This window comes from Microbacterium tumbae, assembly GCF_054780175.1.
Genome location: NZ_BAAGWV010000001.1, coordinates 105029 through 120175, shown reverse-complemented (window position 1 = coordinate 120175; position 15147 = coordinate 105029). Strand labels below are relative to the sequence as shown.

Genomic DNA, 15147 nt, shown 5'->3' with positions numbered 1-15147 from the left:
AGCGGCGGACGACCCTGGTAGAAAGGACCCATGACCGTCCGCACTCCCGATCCCGACCCCGAAGACGCCGACGACGATCTTCCCCGGTTCGGCGGAACGCCCGCGAACGCGGGCAATCCGGCATGGTTGAGCGAGTTCGAGCTCGCCGAGGCGCGGCGACGCCTTCCGATGCTCTACGTCGAGGCGCTTCCGGTTCGCACGGACGGATCCGGACAGGTCACCGAGGTCGGGATCCTGCTGCGCTCCACGCCGCTCGGGGAGATGACCCGCACGATCGTCTCCGGCCGCGTGCGCTTCGGCGAGACCATCCGCGACGCCCTCTTCCGCCACGTCGAGAACGACCTCGGTCCCATGGCGTTCCCCCTGCTCCCGCCGCAGCCGCTGCCCTTCGCCGTGGCGGAGTACTTCCCGATCCCCGGTGTGAGCGCCTTCCACGACGACCGCCAGCACGCGGTCTCGCTCGCCTTCGTCGTGCCGGTCACGGGTACGTGCGAGCCTCGTCAGGACGCGCTCGAGGTGACCTGGTTCGCGCCGGAGGATGCGGCGTCCGATGCGGTCTCCGCCGAGATGGAGGGTGGCCGCGGCACCCTCATCCGCCAGGCGCTCGCGCACCTGGGCCTGCTGCGCTGACGAGGCCCGCGCCGCTGCGGACGTCGCGCGCCGCCGGCCGTTCTGCAGGACCGGCCGGCCGTTCTGCAGGACAGACCGGCCGTTGTGCAGGACAGACCGGCCGTTGTGCAGGACCCGATATGCCGTTGGCGACCGGGGAATCGGTTTCGCAGAGGCCCTGAGCAGAATCGTCCTGCAGAACAGACAGAGGCTCCTGCAGAACGGTCGAGGAGTACTGCATAACGGACGAGGAGTACTGCAGAACGGACGGCAGGGCTCCTCGCTCGGCGGCCATGTCGCTTTTCTATCCCATTTCCTATAGGATTCTGTCTGATGCACCGTACGCAGAGGAGACCGCGATGACGCGCTTGTTCAACGATCCGGACGACTTCGCCGCAGATTCCGCGGCCGGCTTCGTCGCGGCATCCGCCCGCTGGGTGCGGCCCGTCACGGGCGGGGTCGTGCGGTCCACCCGCGGTGCGGAGCCCACCGTGTCCGTCGTGATCGGTGGCGGAAGCGGCCACTATCCGGCCTTCGCCGGGCTCGTCGGTCCCGGCCTCGCGCACGGCGCGGTGATGGGGAACCTGTTCGCCTCGCCCTCTGCGCACCAGGTCCATTCCGTGGCCGCCGCCGCCCACGAAGGGCGCGGCGTGCTGCTGAGCTACGGCAACTACGCCGGCGACGTGCTGCACTTCACCCAGGCTCAGGAGCGCCTTCGCGCGGCGGGCGTCGACTGCCGAACCGTCACGGTCACGGATGACATCTCCAGCGCTCCCGCCGAGGAGCGCGAGAAGCGCCGGGGCATCGCCGGCGATCTCGTCGTGTTCAAGATCGCCGGCGCGGCGGCGGAGGAGGGGCTCGCCCTCGACGACGTCGAACGCCTTGCGAACAAGTCCAACGACCGGACGCGCTCGCTGGGCGTCGCGTTCGGCGGCTGCACGCTGCCGGGAGCCGACGAACCGCTGTTCACCGTGCCGGAGGGGCGCATGGCCGTCGGCCTCGGCATCCACGGCGAGCCGGGCATCGACGAGGTCGACGTGCCGAGCGCCGAGGGGCTCGCCAGGCTGTTCGTCTCCGCGCTGCTCGCCGAGATCCCCGAGGGCGTCGAGCTCGCCGGTGCTCGCGTCGTGCCGATCCTGAACGGACTCGGCAGCGTCAAGTACGAGGAGCTCTACATCGTCTACGCCTCGGTGGATCGCCTCCTCGCCGAGGCGGGGATCACCGTCGTCTCGCCCGAGGTGGGGGAGTTCTGCACGAGCTTCGACATGGCGGGCGCCTCGCTCACCCTGCTCTGGCTCGACGACGAGCTCGAGCGGCTGTGGCTCGCTCCCTGTGACACCCCGGCGTTCCGCCGCGGCGCGGTCGAGGGCAGGATAGCCGTCGGCGTCGTCGAGGAGGCCGAGGAGGAGGCCGCGATCGGCCCGGCGAGCGAGGCGTCGCGCGCGTCGGCGGTGCTCATCGGCCGGGCGCTGGACGCCGTGGCGGCGATGCTCGACGCCGAGGCGGAGGAGCTCGGCCGCATCGACCGCGTCGCCGGCGACGGCGACCACGGCATCGGGATGCAGCGCGGAAGCCGTGCGGCCGCAGCAGCGGCGATCGCCGCCGCCGAGGCCGGCGGCGGGGCGCGCACCGCCCTCCAGCATGCCGGCGACGCATGGGCCGACAAGGGCGGCGGCACCTCCGGCGCGATCTGGGGGGAGATGCTCGTAGCGCTAGGCGCGGTCCTCGGCGACGAGGACGACGTCGACGCCGGCTTGCTCGGTGCGGGCATCGGCCGGATGAAGGACGCCGTGATGTCCTTCGGCAAGGCGAGGGTAGGCGACAAGACGATGATCGACGCGATCGTCCCGTTCGCCGACCGACTGCGCGAGCGACTGGACGCCGGCGAGGAGCTGGTCCCGGCCTGGACGGACGCCGCACGGGCTGCCGACGATGCCGCGCAGGCGACTGCGGAGCTGACCGCCAAGCTCGGCCGCGCACGCTCCCACGGCGACAAGAGCCTCGGCACCCCCGACCCCGGGGCGATCTCCTTCGCGCTCATCGCGCACACGGTCCTCGACATCCTGAAAGGGGATGACTGACATGGCACTCCGACTCGTGATCGGCTCCGATGACGCGGGCTACGACTACAAGGAACGCATCAAGGCGGACCTCCTGGCGAACCCGCTCGTCGCCGAGGTCGTGGACGTGGGGGTGGACGCCGACGGCCACACCCACTATCCGACCGTGGCGACCGCCGCCGCGGAGCGCGTCGCCGCGGGGGACGCCGACAGGGCGATCCTCTTCTGCGGCACGGGCCTTGGCGTCGCGATCGCGGCGAACAAGGTCCAGGGCATCCGCGCGGTCACCGCACACGACTCCTTCAGCGTGGAGCGCTCCGTGCTCTCCAACGACGCGCAGGTGCTGTGCATGGGACAGCGCGTGATCGGGATCGAGCTCGCCCGTCGCCTCGCGGCTGAGTGGCTCACCTACACCTTCGATCCGCAGAGCGCATCGGCCGAGAAGGTGCGCGAGATCTGCGCATACGAGGGAAGCTGAGCGCCCGCCGATGCTCATCGGCACGAGCCTGAAGATGTACTTCTCCCATGCCGGGACCGTGGCGTGGGTGTCGGAGGTCGCACGGATCCTCGCGGAGCACCCCGCGGACGTCACCGCCTTCGTCCTGCCGCAGTACCCGTCGATCCCGGCGAGCATCGCGCATGCCGGCTCCCTGCTCGTCGGCGCCCAGGACGTCGCGACCGAGGACGAGGGCGCGTTCACCGGCGAGGTGTCGGCGGCCGTGCTCGCCGAGCTCGGCTGCCGCTACGTCGAGGTCGGGCATGCGGAGCGCCGTCGGATGTTCGGGGACACGGATGAGGTCGTCGCGGCCAAGGCGCACGCCGCGCTGCGCAACGGACTGGTCCCGATCCTCTGCGTCGGCGAGTGCGAGCGGCTCTCCCCGGATGCTGCGGCGGAGGCGGGCATCGCGCAGATCCGCTCGGCGCTGTCGCAGGCCGACGCCGCGGGCGCAGGCGGTGAGTTCGTCGTCGCCTACGAGCCGGTCTGGGCGATCGGCGCCTCGGCGCCGGCAGATCCGGATCACATCCGCGGTGTGTGCCGGCGCCTCCGCGAACATCTCTCCGACCGCCCCGAGCCGGCGTCCGTCCTCTACGGCGGCAGCGCCGGTCCCGGCCTGCTGACCGCGATCGCGGATGACGTCGACGGACTGTTCTTGGGCCGTTTCGCACACGATCCCGCCGCACTTCGTGACATCCTCGATGAAGCGGGTGCTCTGGCGGTGTGAGCCGTCGCAGTGCGAGGGAGAGAAGGACCCATGGCCGGTGACGGAAGTCTGCGCGGGCTCGATGCGACGATCGAGCGGCGCGGGCTGCGCGACCATGTCTACGACCGCATCCTCCAGCTGCTGCTGAGCGGTGAGGCGGCCCCCGGCGCGCGGCTTTCGATCGACACGATCGCGCGCCAGCTGGACGTGTCGCCGACGCCCGTGCGCGAGGCGATGGTGCAGCTGGAGCGTACAGGACTCGTCACCCGTGAGGCGCTGAAGGGCTACCGGGTCGCGCCGCCCCTGGGCGCCGACCAGCTGCGCGAGCTCTTCGACGCCCGCATCATGCTCGAGTCCACCGCGGCTCGGCTGGCGACGCCGGCCGGTGCCGCGATGCTCGACGAGCTGCGCGCGGCGGAGGAGGAGCATCGCCGCATCGGCGAGCGCGTGATCACGGCGATGCGCGCCGGTGTGGCGGACGTGGAGCTCACGACGGCCTACTTCGCCGCGGACGCGGCCTTCCACAGCGTCGTGTTCGCGCACTGCGGAAACCGCTATCTCACCGACATGTCCGAGTCTCTCGGCGCCCAGCTGCACCGCATGCGGCAGTCCGTGCTGCACGGCGTCACCGATGTCCGCGAGGCCATCGCGGAGCACGAGGCGATCGTCGACGCCTTCGCCGAGGGCGGGCCGGACGCGCCGGAGCGCCTCATGCGACGCCACATCGAGCAGGTGCGCGCACGATCCTTGGATCTCGAACAGGCCTGATCCGGGATGAGCCGATCAGGACTTGACTCCGTTCAAAGATCCTATAGGATCTAGGAATACCGACGCGAAGCGCCGGAGGAACCACGTCAACGGAGTCGTCATGACCGCAACGCCGCAGCCCCTCACCAGCGAGAACTGGCCCATCGCCGTCTGCATGCACGGGTTCGCGCCCGTCGCGTCGGACGGCACACGCCTCCACGATGCGACGGCGGAGACCTGGGACGGCGTGTTCCGCACGATCGAGCGCCTGGGCTTCACCGCCGTCGAGATCGCCGACAGCCACATCCGGCCCTCGGAGCTGAGCCCTGAGCGCCGCGGCGAGCTGAAGTCCATCGCCGGCGCGCACGGCGTCGAGATCGTCTCGGTGCACGTGCAGCGCCAGAGCGTCATCGAGCCGGGCAAGGGGGAGGAGAACCTCGCCTACGCGCACCGCGCCATCGATGCCGCGGCCGAGCTCGGCATGCGCGTCTTCTCCACCGGCCTGCACCAGCCCTTCTCCGAGGCGCAGCGCAGGGCGCTGTGGTTCTGGACCGCTCAGGGCCCGGTGGACCCGGACGACGCCGAGACGCGCGCCCTCGCCGTGAGGCGCCTGCGCGAGCTCGGCGAGCACGCGGCATCCGTCGGGCTGCCCATGGCGCTGGAGATGTACGAGGACACCTACCTCGGCACCGCGGACAGCGCCGTGCGCCTGATCGAGGAGATCGGGCTCGACAACGTCGGGCTCAACCCGGACATCGGCAACCTCGTCCGCCTGCACCGTCCGATCGAGGACTGGCGCGAGATGCACGAGAAGACGCTCCCGTATGCGAACTACTGGCACGTCAAGAACTACGCCCGCGACGAGTCCGCCGACGGCGCCTGGAGCACCTCCGTCCCGACGAGCATGGAACTCGGCCTCATCAACTATCGCGAGGTGGTCGCCCTCGCCCTCGAGCTCGGCTTCGCCGGGCCCTTCCTCATGGAGCAGTACGGCGGGGACAGCCTCGGCGTCTGCGCACGCAACCGCGACTACCTGCGCACGCTGCTCCCCGACGCCGACTGACATCGCCCCACGAAGGAACCCGACATGACTGAAACCAGCAGGCCCGTCTACGCGGTCATCGGCAGCGGCTATATGGGCGGCGGCATCGCGCAGTCGCTCGCGCTCTCCGGCGCGGACGTGCGCATCGCCGACGTCGACATCGAGATCGCGCGCGGAAATCGCGACCGCCTCATCACCGAGGCCGCGCAGTTCGCCGCGGACGGACTCTTCCCCTCCGACGCTCCGGCGATCATCGCCGAGCGCGTCACCGCCGCCACGATCGAGGACGCCGTCGCGGGCGCCTCGTTCATCGAGGAGGCGGTGCCGGAGAAGATCGAGATCAAGCACGCCACGCTGCGGCGCATCTCCGGGGCGGCCGCGCCCGACGCGATCATCGGCAGCAACACCTCGACGATCCTCATCGGCCGGCTGGCCGAGGCGGTGGCGAACCCGGAGCGCTTCCTCGGCGTGCACTTCTCCAACCCTGCCCCCTTCATCCCCGGCGTCGAGCTCATCCCCCACGCGGGGACGGATGCCGCGGTCCTCCCGGTGGTCGAGGGGATCGTCGCCGCCACGGGCAAGGAGACCGCCCGCGTCAAGGACGCCACGGGGTTCGTGCTGAACCGCCTGCAGTACGCGCTGTTCCACGAGGCCACTCAGCTGGTGGAGGAGGGCGTCGCGAGCCCGGAGGACATCGACACGATCGTTCGGACCACCTTCGGCTTCCGTCTGCCGTTCTTCGGCCCCTTCGCGATCGCCGACATGGCGGGGCTGGACGTCTACGCCTTCTGCTACGCCTCGCTGCAGACCGAGTTCCCCGAGCGGTTCGCCACCCCGAAGGCGCTGCAGGACCTCGTCGACGCGGGCAGGCTCGGCACGAAGTCCGGCGCAGGGTTCCTCGACGTCCCCGCCGACCGCACGCCGGAGCTCGTCGCCTACCGCAACAAGGCCTATGTCGCGATGAAGAAGCTCATCGACGAGCTCGGCCCCGCCCCCATCCACCCCGCACAGAGCTGAGGAGTCCTCATGGTGAACCCCTTTCCCGCAGCACGCACCGTCATTCTGACCGGAGCCGCCAGCCCCCGCGGCATCGGTCGCACCACCGCCCTCCACCTCGCGGAGCGGGGGTGGAACGTGGGCATCATCGACGTCGACGGAGAGTCCGCCGCCGCCACCGCCGCGGAGGTCGCGGAGCGGTTCGGCGTCAAGGCCGCGGGGGCCGGTGCGAACGTCGCCGATCGGGAGCAGGCCGTCGCGGCCGTCGACGCCCTCGAGGCGGAGCTGCCGCAGATCGTGGCACTGGTGAACTTCGCCGGCGTCTCCTCTCCGGTCCCGTACCTCGAGGTCACCCCGGAGGAGTGGCACCGCGTCCTCTCGATCAACCTCGAGGGCGTGCACTGGATCACGCAGCGCGTCGCGCGCACACTCGCCGACAACGGCGTCGGCCGCATCGTCGGCATCTCCTCCGTGTCCGCCCAGCGCGGCGGCGGCACGTTCTCCAAGACGCCGTACTCGGCGTCCAAGGCGGGCGTCATCGGTCTCATGCGCTCCATCGCCCGCGAGCTCGGCCCGCTCGGCGTCACAGCGAATGTGATCTCGCCCGGTCCCATCGACACGGACATCATGGGCGGCACCCTGACCGAGGAGCGCAAGACCGCGATGGCCGCCGACGGCGTGCTGCCGCGCATCGGCACCCCGACGGACATCGCCGCCGCCGTCGCCTACCTCATCAGCGAGGACGCCGGATTCGTGACGGGTCAGACCCTGAACGTCGACGGCGGCCTGTACATGCACTGATCCGCACCGATCGGAGTCCTTCCATGTCCCGTCCCTGGACCAAGGGCCGGATCGCCTTCCTGGTGCTGGGGGTGATCTGCGTGGCCGTCGGCCTCGTCATGATCATCCCCGCGCTGGGCGGCTGACCCGGCATCCCCATCCCCTCACCACTCAAAGGAGAGTCACCGTGTCCCATCCGGAATTCGGCGAGACCACGCGCGCGAACGTCACCGTCGCGCAGACCCTGCTGTCCAGCCCGCATCTCGCGAGCGGCATCCGCAAGGCGACGTTCCGCCTCATGCCGATGCTCATCATCCTGTACTTCGTCGCGTTCCTCGACCGCACGAACGTCGGCTTCGCCGAGGCGGCGATGGAAGTCGACCGCGGCATCTCCGCCGGGGCCTACGCGCTCGGCGCAGGCATCTTCTTCATCGGCTACGCGCTCTTCGAGATCCCGTCGAACCTGCTGCTGGACAAGTTCGGCGCCCGGTTCTGGCTCGCGCGCATCGCCATCACCTGGGGCATCGTCGCATCGCTGTTCGCCTTCGTGAACGGTGAGACGATGTTCATCATCCTGCGCTTCCTCCTCGGCGTCACGGAGGCGGGTCTGTTCCCCGGCGTGATCATGTTCCTCGCGCAGTGGTTCCCCAACAAGCGCCGCGTGCAGATGTTCGCGCTGTTCTACCTCGCGCAGCCGTTCTCGCAGATGCTGGGCGCTCCGCTGTCCGGAGGCCTGATCAGCTTCGGCGAGCAGGTCACGCCCTGGGCCGGCTGGCAGGTGATGTTCTTCGTCGAGGGCATGATGGCCGTCGCCGCGGGCATCGCCGCGTTCTTCTTCCTCGTCGACTCCCCGCAGAAGGCGAAGTTCCTCACGGAGGACGAGAAGATCGCGATGAAGCAGGTCATGGACCACGAGGACTCCGTCAAGGAGACCGACGGCCCCCGCGGCATCGGCGCGGCGCTGATCAGCTGGAAGGTCTGGTACTTCACGGCGATCTACTTCTGCCTGCAGATCGCCGTCTACGGCACGACGTTCTACCTCCCGCAGCAGGTCTCCAGCCTCATCGGCGAGTCCGTGGGCTGGCAGGTCGGACTCGTCTCCGCTATCCCGTGGGCCGTCGGCCTGTTCGCCTGCTACTACGTGGGCAAGTTCGCCACCACCGTGCAGCGCCGTCGCTCCTGGGGAGCCCTGTTCTTCCTCATCACCGGCATCGCGATCCTCGTCTCGGCCTGGGCGGGCGCCAACGGGCAGGGGCTGCTCGGCATCGTGGCGATCACGATCGCCGTCGCGGCGTTCCTGTCGACCGGACCCATCACGTGGTCCTTCCCGACCTCGTTCCTCACCGGAGCGGCTGCCGCGGCCGGCATCGGCCTCATCAACTCGCTGGGCAACCTGGGCGGCTTCGTCGCCCCGATCATGCGCACGGGAGTGAACGAGTCGATCCCGACCGAGAGCGGCGCCTGGGGCGTCGTCTCGCTGGGCGTGTTCGCCTTCCTCGGCGCTATCCTCATGTGGGCGACGCGCTACTTCAGCGCCAAGGCCGACGCCCTGCTCGTGGAGAACGCCCCCGGCCACTGACCGTCCATGGGGCGCGCGGCCTTCGTCGTGCGTCCCATCCTGCCTCGAAGGAGTCTGATCATGACGAAGCGGATCGCGTTCGCAGGACTGGGCGCCATCGGCCTGCCGATGGCCGGGAGCATCGCGAGGGCCGGGTTCGATGTCCTCGGCATAGAACCGGTGGAGCAGGGACGAGCCAGGGCGGCCGCTGCGGGCATCCGCACGGTCCCCTCGATGGACGAGGCCGGCCAGGTGGACATCGTCGTCGTGATGGTCGCGACGGCCGAGCAGGTGGGGCAGGTCGTGGATGCCGCGGGCTCCGCCGGCGTCGGACGCGACGCCTGCTGGATCATCATGTCGACGATCGGTCCTGACGCCGTCCGCGCCGCGGCGGGACGCATCGAGGCGCTCGGCGGGACCGTGGTGGACGCGCCGGTGTCCGGAGGGATCGCCCGTGCCGAGGAAGGCGAGCTCTCGCTGTTCGTCTCCGGGCGCGCTGAGGACGTCGAGGCCGTCGCCGACGTGCTCGCGGCGATGGGCGCCGCACGCGTGGTCGGCGACGCCGTCGGGGACGGGCAGTCCGTCAAGGTGGTCAACCAGCATCTCTGCGCCGTCCATATCGTCGCCGCCGCTGAGGCGCTCGCGCTCGCCGGACGGCTCGGGCTCGACCCGGCGTTCGTCCTCGACGTCGTCGGCGGGGGCGCTGCGGCGTCCTTCATGCTCGGCGATCGCGGGCCGCGGATGCTGCAGGGGGAGGAGGCCGAGGTGCGCAGCCGGATCGGCATCTTCGTGAAGGACACCGGCCTCGTCGCCGACGCTGCGGCGGAGGCCGGCATCGAGCTGCCCGTGCTCGCCGCGGTCCGGGAGCGCTACCTGCGCGCGGATGCGGCGGGCCTGAGCGCGAGGGACGACTCCAGCGTCATCGAGACCTATCGCGAAGGGAGAGCCTCGTGAAGACCGTCGTGCTCGACGACGACCCCACCGGCACGCAGTCGGCGAGCGGGGTGACCGTGCTCCTGGAGTACGACGCCGCCCTCATCCGTGAGGCGTTGGCGGGTGCGGACAGCGTCTACGTGCAGACGAACTCGCGGGCCATCGACGAGGCGGCCGCGATCGCCCTCGTCTCGGATGTCCGCGATGCGGCGCTGCATGCCGCCGCGGATCTCGGCGAGGAGGTGCAGTTCGTGCTGCGCGGCGACTCGACCCTGCGGGGGCACGTGTTCGCGGAGACCGAGCAGTTCCTCGACGACGACGCGGTCATCGTCTTCAGCCCCGCGTTCCCCGACGGCGGGAGGACCACGGTCGACGGGGTGCATCTCGTTCGCATCGGCGGGGAGAGCCTGCCTGCTCATGAGACGGAGTACGCCGAGGATCCGGTCTTCCCGTTCGCCTCAGGGGTGCTCGAGGAGTACGTCGCGGAGAAGTCGGGACGCGCCGCCGTGGGTGTCCGGCTCGCGGAGCTCCGAGCCGGCCGGGCGGCGGCCGTGATCATGATGGCTCCGGCGGGGTCCGTCATCCTGCCGGACGCCCTCACGAACGAGGACATCCTGCTGATCGCCGAAGCGATCTCCGCCGCCCGTCGTGCCGGGCGATCGGTCGTGGTCCGCAGCGCTGCCCCGCTCGCCGCAGCGCTCGCCGGCGTGCAGAGCGAGGGCCTGCTGCCCCGTCCGCTGGTGCCGGCCGCCGTGCCGACGCTGCTCGCCTGCGGCTCGCACACCGCCGGCGCGACGGCCCAGCTCGACGCCGTGACCGCGGCGCACGGGCCGGCGGTCGTCATTCCGACGGAGGACGCCTTCGCGGATCCCGAGGCGGCGGGACTGGTCGCCTCGGAGCGGGCGCGGGCGCAGCTCTCCTCCCGTGGTCTCGCCGTCATCACGACCGAGCGTCATCGTCGGCCCGAGCACAACACCCTCCGTCACGGCGAGCTCGTCATGACCGCGCTCACCGTCGCCGTGCGCGCTCTCGTCCCCGAGGTCGACGCCGTCATCGCCAAGGGCGGGATCACCTCCGCCGAGCTCGCTTGTACCGGAGTGGGGGCGGCGCGGGCGGAGGTCCGCGGGCAGGTGCTGCCCGGCGTCTCGGTGTGGGATCTCGTCTCCGCCGAGGGCGATCCGCGGCTCTACGTCGTGGTGCCGGGAAACGTCGGCGAGGCCGACGCGCTCACCGAGGTGCTCGCCGCCCTCGGCCGCTGACGCCGCTGGCCGCAGAGCTGGCGGTGCCGGGCGGCTGTTGTGCAGGACGGGCTGGTCGTTGTGCAGGACGGGCTGGTCGTTGTGCAGGACCGGCTGTCCGTTGTGCAGGACCGGTTGTCCGTTGTGCAGGACCGATCGTGCTTTTTCCGGCGAGGAGAGCAGCTCTGGCGTGTGCTGAGCAGAATCGTCCTGCAGAACGGACAAGCAGTCCTGCAGAACGGACCCGGGGTCCTGCAGAACGGACAAGCAGTCCTGCAGAACAGACGGAAGACCGTCCGCGTCAGGCCGTCGTCAGGCGTGAGAGCTCGGCGATGAAGGCGTCGACGTCCTCCTCGGCGGTGTCGAAGCTGCACATCCAGCGCACTTCGCGACGCGCGGCATCCCAGTCGTAGAACCGGAACGAGGAGCGCAGCGCATCGGCGACGCCCTCGGGGAGCGTGGCGAAGACGCCGTTGGCCTGGGTCGGCTGGGTGAACTCGACGCCGCGGACGGATCCATCGGAGAGCCCTGCCTCGATGCCGGCGCGCAGGCGCTGCGCCATCGCGTTGGAGTGGCGGGCGTTGCGCAGCCAGAGATCGCCCTCCAGCAGCGCGATGAGCTGGGCCGAGACGAAGCGCATCTTCGAGGAGAGCTGCATGTTGAACTTGCGCGAGTAGATCAGGCCCTCCGACGCCTCGGGGTTCAGCACCACGACGGCCTCGCCGAGCATGGCGCCGTTCTTCGTCCCGCCGAAGCTGAGGACGTCGACGCCGGCATCGCTCGTGAAGGCGGCGAGCGGCGCATCCAGGGCGGCGGCGGCGTTCGAGATGCGGGCGCCGTCGACGTGCAGCTTCATGCCGTGCCCATGGGCGTGCTCGGCGAGCGCGCGGATCTCCTCGGACGTGTACAGCGTGCCGAGCTCGGTGGACTGGGTGATGGAGACGACGAGCGGCTGAGCGCGGTGCTCGTCGCCCCAGCCCCACGCCTCGCGGTCGACGAGCTCGGGGGTGAGCTTGCCGTCGTCGGTCGGGACGGTCAGCAGCTTGAAGCCGCCGATGCGCTCCGGCGCGCCTCCCTCGTCCACGTTGATGTGCGCGGTGGATGCCGCGATCACCGCTCCCCAGCGGGGCAGCATCGACTGCAGGCCGGTGACGTTCGCGCCCGTCCCGTTGAAGACGGGGAACGCCTGCACCCCTTCGCCGAAGTGCGTGCGGAAGACCTCCTGGAGGCGCTCGGTGTAGGCATCCTCGCCGTAGGCGATCTGGTGGCCGTCGTTCGCGTTCGCGATCGCCTGCAGGATCTCGGGATGGATGCCGGAGTAGTTGTCCGAGGCGAAGCCCCGGATCGCGGGGTCATGAAGGGTGCTCACCCGATAAGCCTATGTCGGATGTCCGAGCCTCTGGCTAACCTCGAACCCATGGACCGCACTGTGGCGAGACGGGCGTTCGCGAACGTCCTGGTCAACACGCTCGTCGCCAACGTGACGACGAGCTTCCTCTGGTTCGCGCTCACGTTCTGGGTGTACATCGAGACGCAGTCCGTCCTGGCGACCGGCATCATCGGCGGCGCGTACATGCTGCTCGTCGCCCTGTTCGCGATGGTGTTCGGAACGATCGTCGACCGGCACCGCAAACACGCGGTCATGGTGCTGTCGAGCGTCATCTCGGCGGCGGCGTTCCTCGTGGCCGGCATCCTCTACCTCTGGCAGCCGGAGGCGCGGCTGCTGGACCTCACGGGCCCCTGGTTCTGGCTGTTCTCCGGAATCATCCTGTTCGGCGGGGTGATCGAGCAGCTGCGCAACATCGCGCTGTCGACGACCGTCACGCTCCTGGTGGAGGAGGACAAGCGGGATCGCGCCAACGGACTCGTCGGCACGGTGCAGGGCATTGCCTTCCTCGTGACGAGCGTGTTCTCCGGTCTTTCTGTCGGATTCCTCGGGATGGGCGGGACGCTGCTCATCGCGATCGCGGCGATGGGCGTCACGTTCGCGCACCTGCTGTTCGTGCGCATCCCGGAGGAGCAGCCGCAGCCCGACCCGAACGGGTCGAGCGCGCTGGACTTCCGGGGCAGCGTGACGGCGATCCGGATGGCGCCCGGCCTGTTCGCGCTCATCATCTTCTCGACCTTCAACAACCTCATCGGCGGCGTCTACATGGCACTGATGGATCCGTACGGGCTGACGCTGTTCTCCGTGCAGATCTGGGGGATCGTGCTGGCCTTCGCCTCCACGGGCTTCCTCGTCGGCGGCGGACTGGTGGCGAGGTTCGGCCTGGGCGGACGGCCGGTGCGCACCATGCTGCTGATCGTCATGGCGATGGGACTGCTCGGCGCTGTGTTCATGCTGCGCGAGTGGTGGCCGCTGTACGCGCTCGGCATGTGGGTCTACATGGCGCTCGTGCCGCCGGTCGAGGCCGCCGAGCAGACGGTGATCCAGAAGGTCGTGCCCTTCGAGCGGCAGGGCCGCGTGTTCGGCGTGGCGGCGGCGATGGAGGCGGCGGCGGCGCCCGTCACCGCCTTCCTCATCGCGCCGCTCGCGGAGTTCCTCATCATCCCTTACATGGACTCCGCGGCGGGTCGGCGGCAATGGGGCTGGCTGCTGGGTGAGGGGGAGGCGCGCGGCATCGCACTGGTCTGCCTCTTCGCGGGGCTGATCATGGTGGTGGCGGCGGGAGTCGCATTCCTCACCCGCTCGTACCGTCAGCTCACCGTGCTGTACGAGCAGGCTCCGCCTCAGGATCCGGGCTCGAGTGCCCGGACCGATGCGGATGCGGTGGATGATGCGGCGGCGGCCGCGCGCCGCACAGCCGAAGACGCGGATGCGGGTACGGACGCGGCGGCCGGCGCGAGTGCGGGGTCGGGGGCGGCGGAGCGCACCCGTGCCGGTGCGGGCTCGGGTGCAGCGCAAGACGACCTGCGCGTGGGGACTCGACCGGTCGCGGAGCGGCTCTCCGACACGCTGCCTCCCGTACCGGGCATTCCCCCCGAGATCCCCGAACCGCGCGGCTGAACCAGGCGCATCGCTGTTCGATCCGGTGTCGCGCTGCTCGATCCGGTGCCGCGCTGTTCGATCCGGTGTCGCGCTGTTCGATCCGGTGTCGCGCTGTTCGATCCGGTGCCGCGCTGCACTTTCCGGCCTGCGCGGCGGCGATGTCAGCAGCGGGGGTGGCAAAGAGCCGCGTGCCGAAGCCATAGCCCCCTCGCGGGGTCGCGGTCAGAGGTCGATCACGCGGTCGTTCAGTGCAGGAGCATCCTGTGCCCACAGCCCCACGACAGCCGCGGCGAGGTCCTGCGGATCCAGCTGCTTCGTGCGGAGGACGACGGCGGCAGCTCGCAACGGAGTCCCGGACTCGCGCGAGGCCTTGGCGAAGCCCTGCGCCACTGCTCTGGTCCAGGCCTCGCTCGCGGCCTTCACCGCCGCATAGCTCGCCCCGCCCGCGAGGGGGCGGGCCACGGCGCTCGAGGACACGATCGCGAAGCGTCCGGCATCCGAGGACTGCAGCGCCGTGTCGAACGCGCGCGAGGTGGCGCGCACGGCCTGGAGAGCCGGCAGCAGGGCGTCGAGGTCGGCATCGGTCTGCCCGGCCAATCCGCCACCGCCCCGCCAGCCGCCGACGAGGGGGATCACGCCGTCCACGGATCCCAGCTTCGCCGCCAGCGCGGCCATCGACGTCAGCGACGTCGCGTCGGCCACCTCGATCCCCGCCCCTGCCTCAGCCAGACGCTCCAGTCGTTCGCTTCTGCGCCCGGTCGCGATCACCCGTGCGCCCGCCGCGGTCAGGGCACGGGCCACCGCGAGGCCGGCGTCGCTCGTCGCCCCTGCCAGGACGACGCTCCTGCCTGCGGCGCCCATCACGGGCTCCCGACGGTCTGCAGCGTCGGAGAGACGGTCTGCAGCGTCGGAGACGAGCGCCTTCTTCGGAGGGAATCCGGGAATCCCTCCGAAGGATCAGCGCATCTCCGAAGATCGCCTGCCCCGTGCACG

General features: G+C 70.4%; 14 protein-coding genes. 12 read left to right on the top strand and 2 right to left on the bottom strand.

What is annotated here, in order from left to right:
- Nucleotides 1-30 precede the first annotated feature (30 nt).
- The 11 genes from ACYVGQ_RS00605 (at nt 31) to ACYVGQ_RS00555 (ending at nt 11186) form a co-directional block, all read left to right on the top strand.
- Nucleotides 31-630 carry an NUDIX hydrolase family protein gene (locus ACYVGQ_RS00605; RefSeq protein ID WP_460782541.1) on the top strand — a complete coding sequence of 200 codons (600 nt, stop codon included), beginning with the start codon at nt 31-33 and terminating at the stop codon, nt 628-630.
- 338 nt (nt 631-968) lie between these two features.
- The gene (locus tag ACYVGQ_RS00600; RefSeq protein ID WP_460782540.1) at nt 969-2690 is read left to right on the top strand and encodes a dihydroxyacetone kinase family protein; all 1722 of its coding nucleotides are present in this window, start codon (nt 969-971) and stop codon (nt 2688-2690) included.
- A 1-nt stretch (nt 2691) separates the two neighbouring features.
- Nucleotides 2692-3147: a ribose-5-phosphate isomerase gene (locus tag ACYVGQ_RS00595; RefSeq protein ID WP_460782539.1), complete on the top strand. Its 456-nt coding sequence runs from the start codon at nt 2692-2694 to the stop codon at nt 3145-3147.
- A gap of 10 nt (nt 3148-3157) precedes the next feature.
- Nucleotides 3158-3892, top strand: coding sequence for a triose-phosphate isomerase family protein (locus ACYVGQ_RS00590; RefSeq protein ID WP_460782538.1), 735 nt, complete (start codon nt 3158-3160; stop codon nt 3890-3892).
- 30 nt (nt 3893-3922) lie between these two features.
- Nucleotides 3923-4639 carry a GntR family transcriptional regulator gene (locus tag ACYVGQ_RS00585; RefSeq protein ID WP_460782537.1) on the top strand — a complete coding sequence of 239 codons (717 nt, stop codon included), beginning with the start codon at nt 3923-3925 and terminating at the stop codon, nt 4637-4639.
- A 100-nt stretch (nt 4640-4739) separates the two neighbouring features.
- Nucleotides 4740-5681: a sugar phosphate isomerase/epimerase family protein gene (locus ACYVGQ_RS00580; protein ID WP_460782536.1), complete on the top strand. Its 942-nt coding sequence runs from the start codon at nt 4740-4742 to the stop codon at nt 5679-5681.
- Nucleotides 5682-5705: 24 nt separating this feature from the next.
- Nucleotides 5706-6677 (top strand): 3-hydroxyacyl-CoA dehydrogenase family protein, encoded by a 972-nt coding sequence (locus ACYVGQ_RS00575; protein WP_460782535.1) that lies wholly within the window; start codon nt 5706-5708, stop codon nt 6675-6677.
- 12 nt (nt 6678-6689) lie between these two features.
- Nucleotides 6690-7457, top strand: a complete 768-nt coding sequence (locus ACYVGQ_RS00570; RefSeq protein WP_460783904.1) for an SDR family NAD(P)-dependent oxidoreductase — start codon at nt 6690-6692, stop codon at nt 7455-7457.
- 166 nt (nt 7458-7623) lie between these two features.
- The gene (locus tag ACYVGQ_RS00565; protein WP_460782534.1) at nt 7624-9015 is read left to right on the top strand and encodes an MFS transporter; all 1392 of its coding nucleotides are present in this window, start codon (nt 7624-7626) and stop codon (nt 9013-9015) included.
- Nucleotides 9016-9075: 60 nt separating this feature from the next.
- A complete protein-coding gene (locus ACYVGQ_RS00560) occupies nt 9076-9948 on the top strand; it encodes an NAD(P)-dependent oxidoreductase (RefSeq protein ID WP_460782533.1) in 873 nt (290 codons plus the stop codon).
- Nucleotides 9945-11186 carry a four-carbon acid sugar kinase family protein gene (locus ACYVGQ_RS00555; RefSeq protein WP_460782532.1) on the top strand — a complete coding sequence of 414 codons (1242 nt, stop codon included), beginning with the start codon at nt 9945-9947 and terminating at the stop codon, nt 11184-11186. The genes ACYVGQ_RS00560 and ACYVGQ_RS00555 overlap by 4 nt, the downstream gene beginning before the upstream one ends.
- Nucleotides 11187-11466: 280 nt before the next feature.
- Here ACYVGQ_RS00555 and ACYVGQ_RS00550 read toward each other — a convergent pair whose 3' ends face one another.
- The gene (locus tag ACYVGQ_RS00550; protein ID WP_460782531.1) at nt 11467-12534 is read right to left on the bottom strand and encodes a threonine aldolase family protein; all 1068 of its coding nucleotides are present in this window, start codon (nt 12532-12534) and stop codon (nt 11467-11469) included.
- A gap of 48 nt (nt 12535-12582) precedes the next feature.
- Here ACYVGQ_RS00550 and ACYVGQ_RS00545 point away from each other — a divergent pair, with 48 nt between their 5' ends.
- A complete protein-coding gene (locus tag ACYVGQ_RS00545; RefSeq protein ID WP_460782530.1) occupies nt 12583-14172 on the top strand; it encodes an MFS transporter in 1590 nt (529 codons plus the stop codon).
- A 204-nt stretch (nt 14173-14376) separates the two neighbouring features.
- Here the strand turns inward: ACYVGQ_RS00545 and ACYVGQ_RS00540 are convergent, their stop codons facing one another.
- Nucleotides 14377-15015, bottom strand: coding sequence for an SDR family oxidoreductase (locus tag ACYVGQ_RS00540; protein WP_460782529.1), 639 nt, complete (start codon nt 15013-15015; stop codon nt 14377-14379).
- Between the last annotated feature and the right edge of the window lie 132 nt (nt 15016-15147).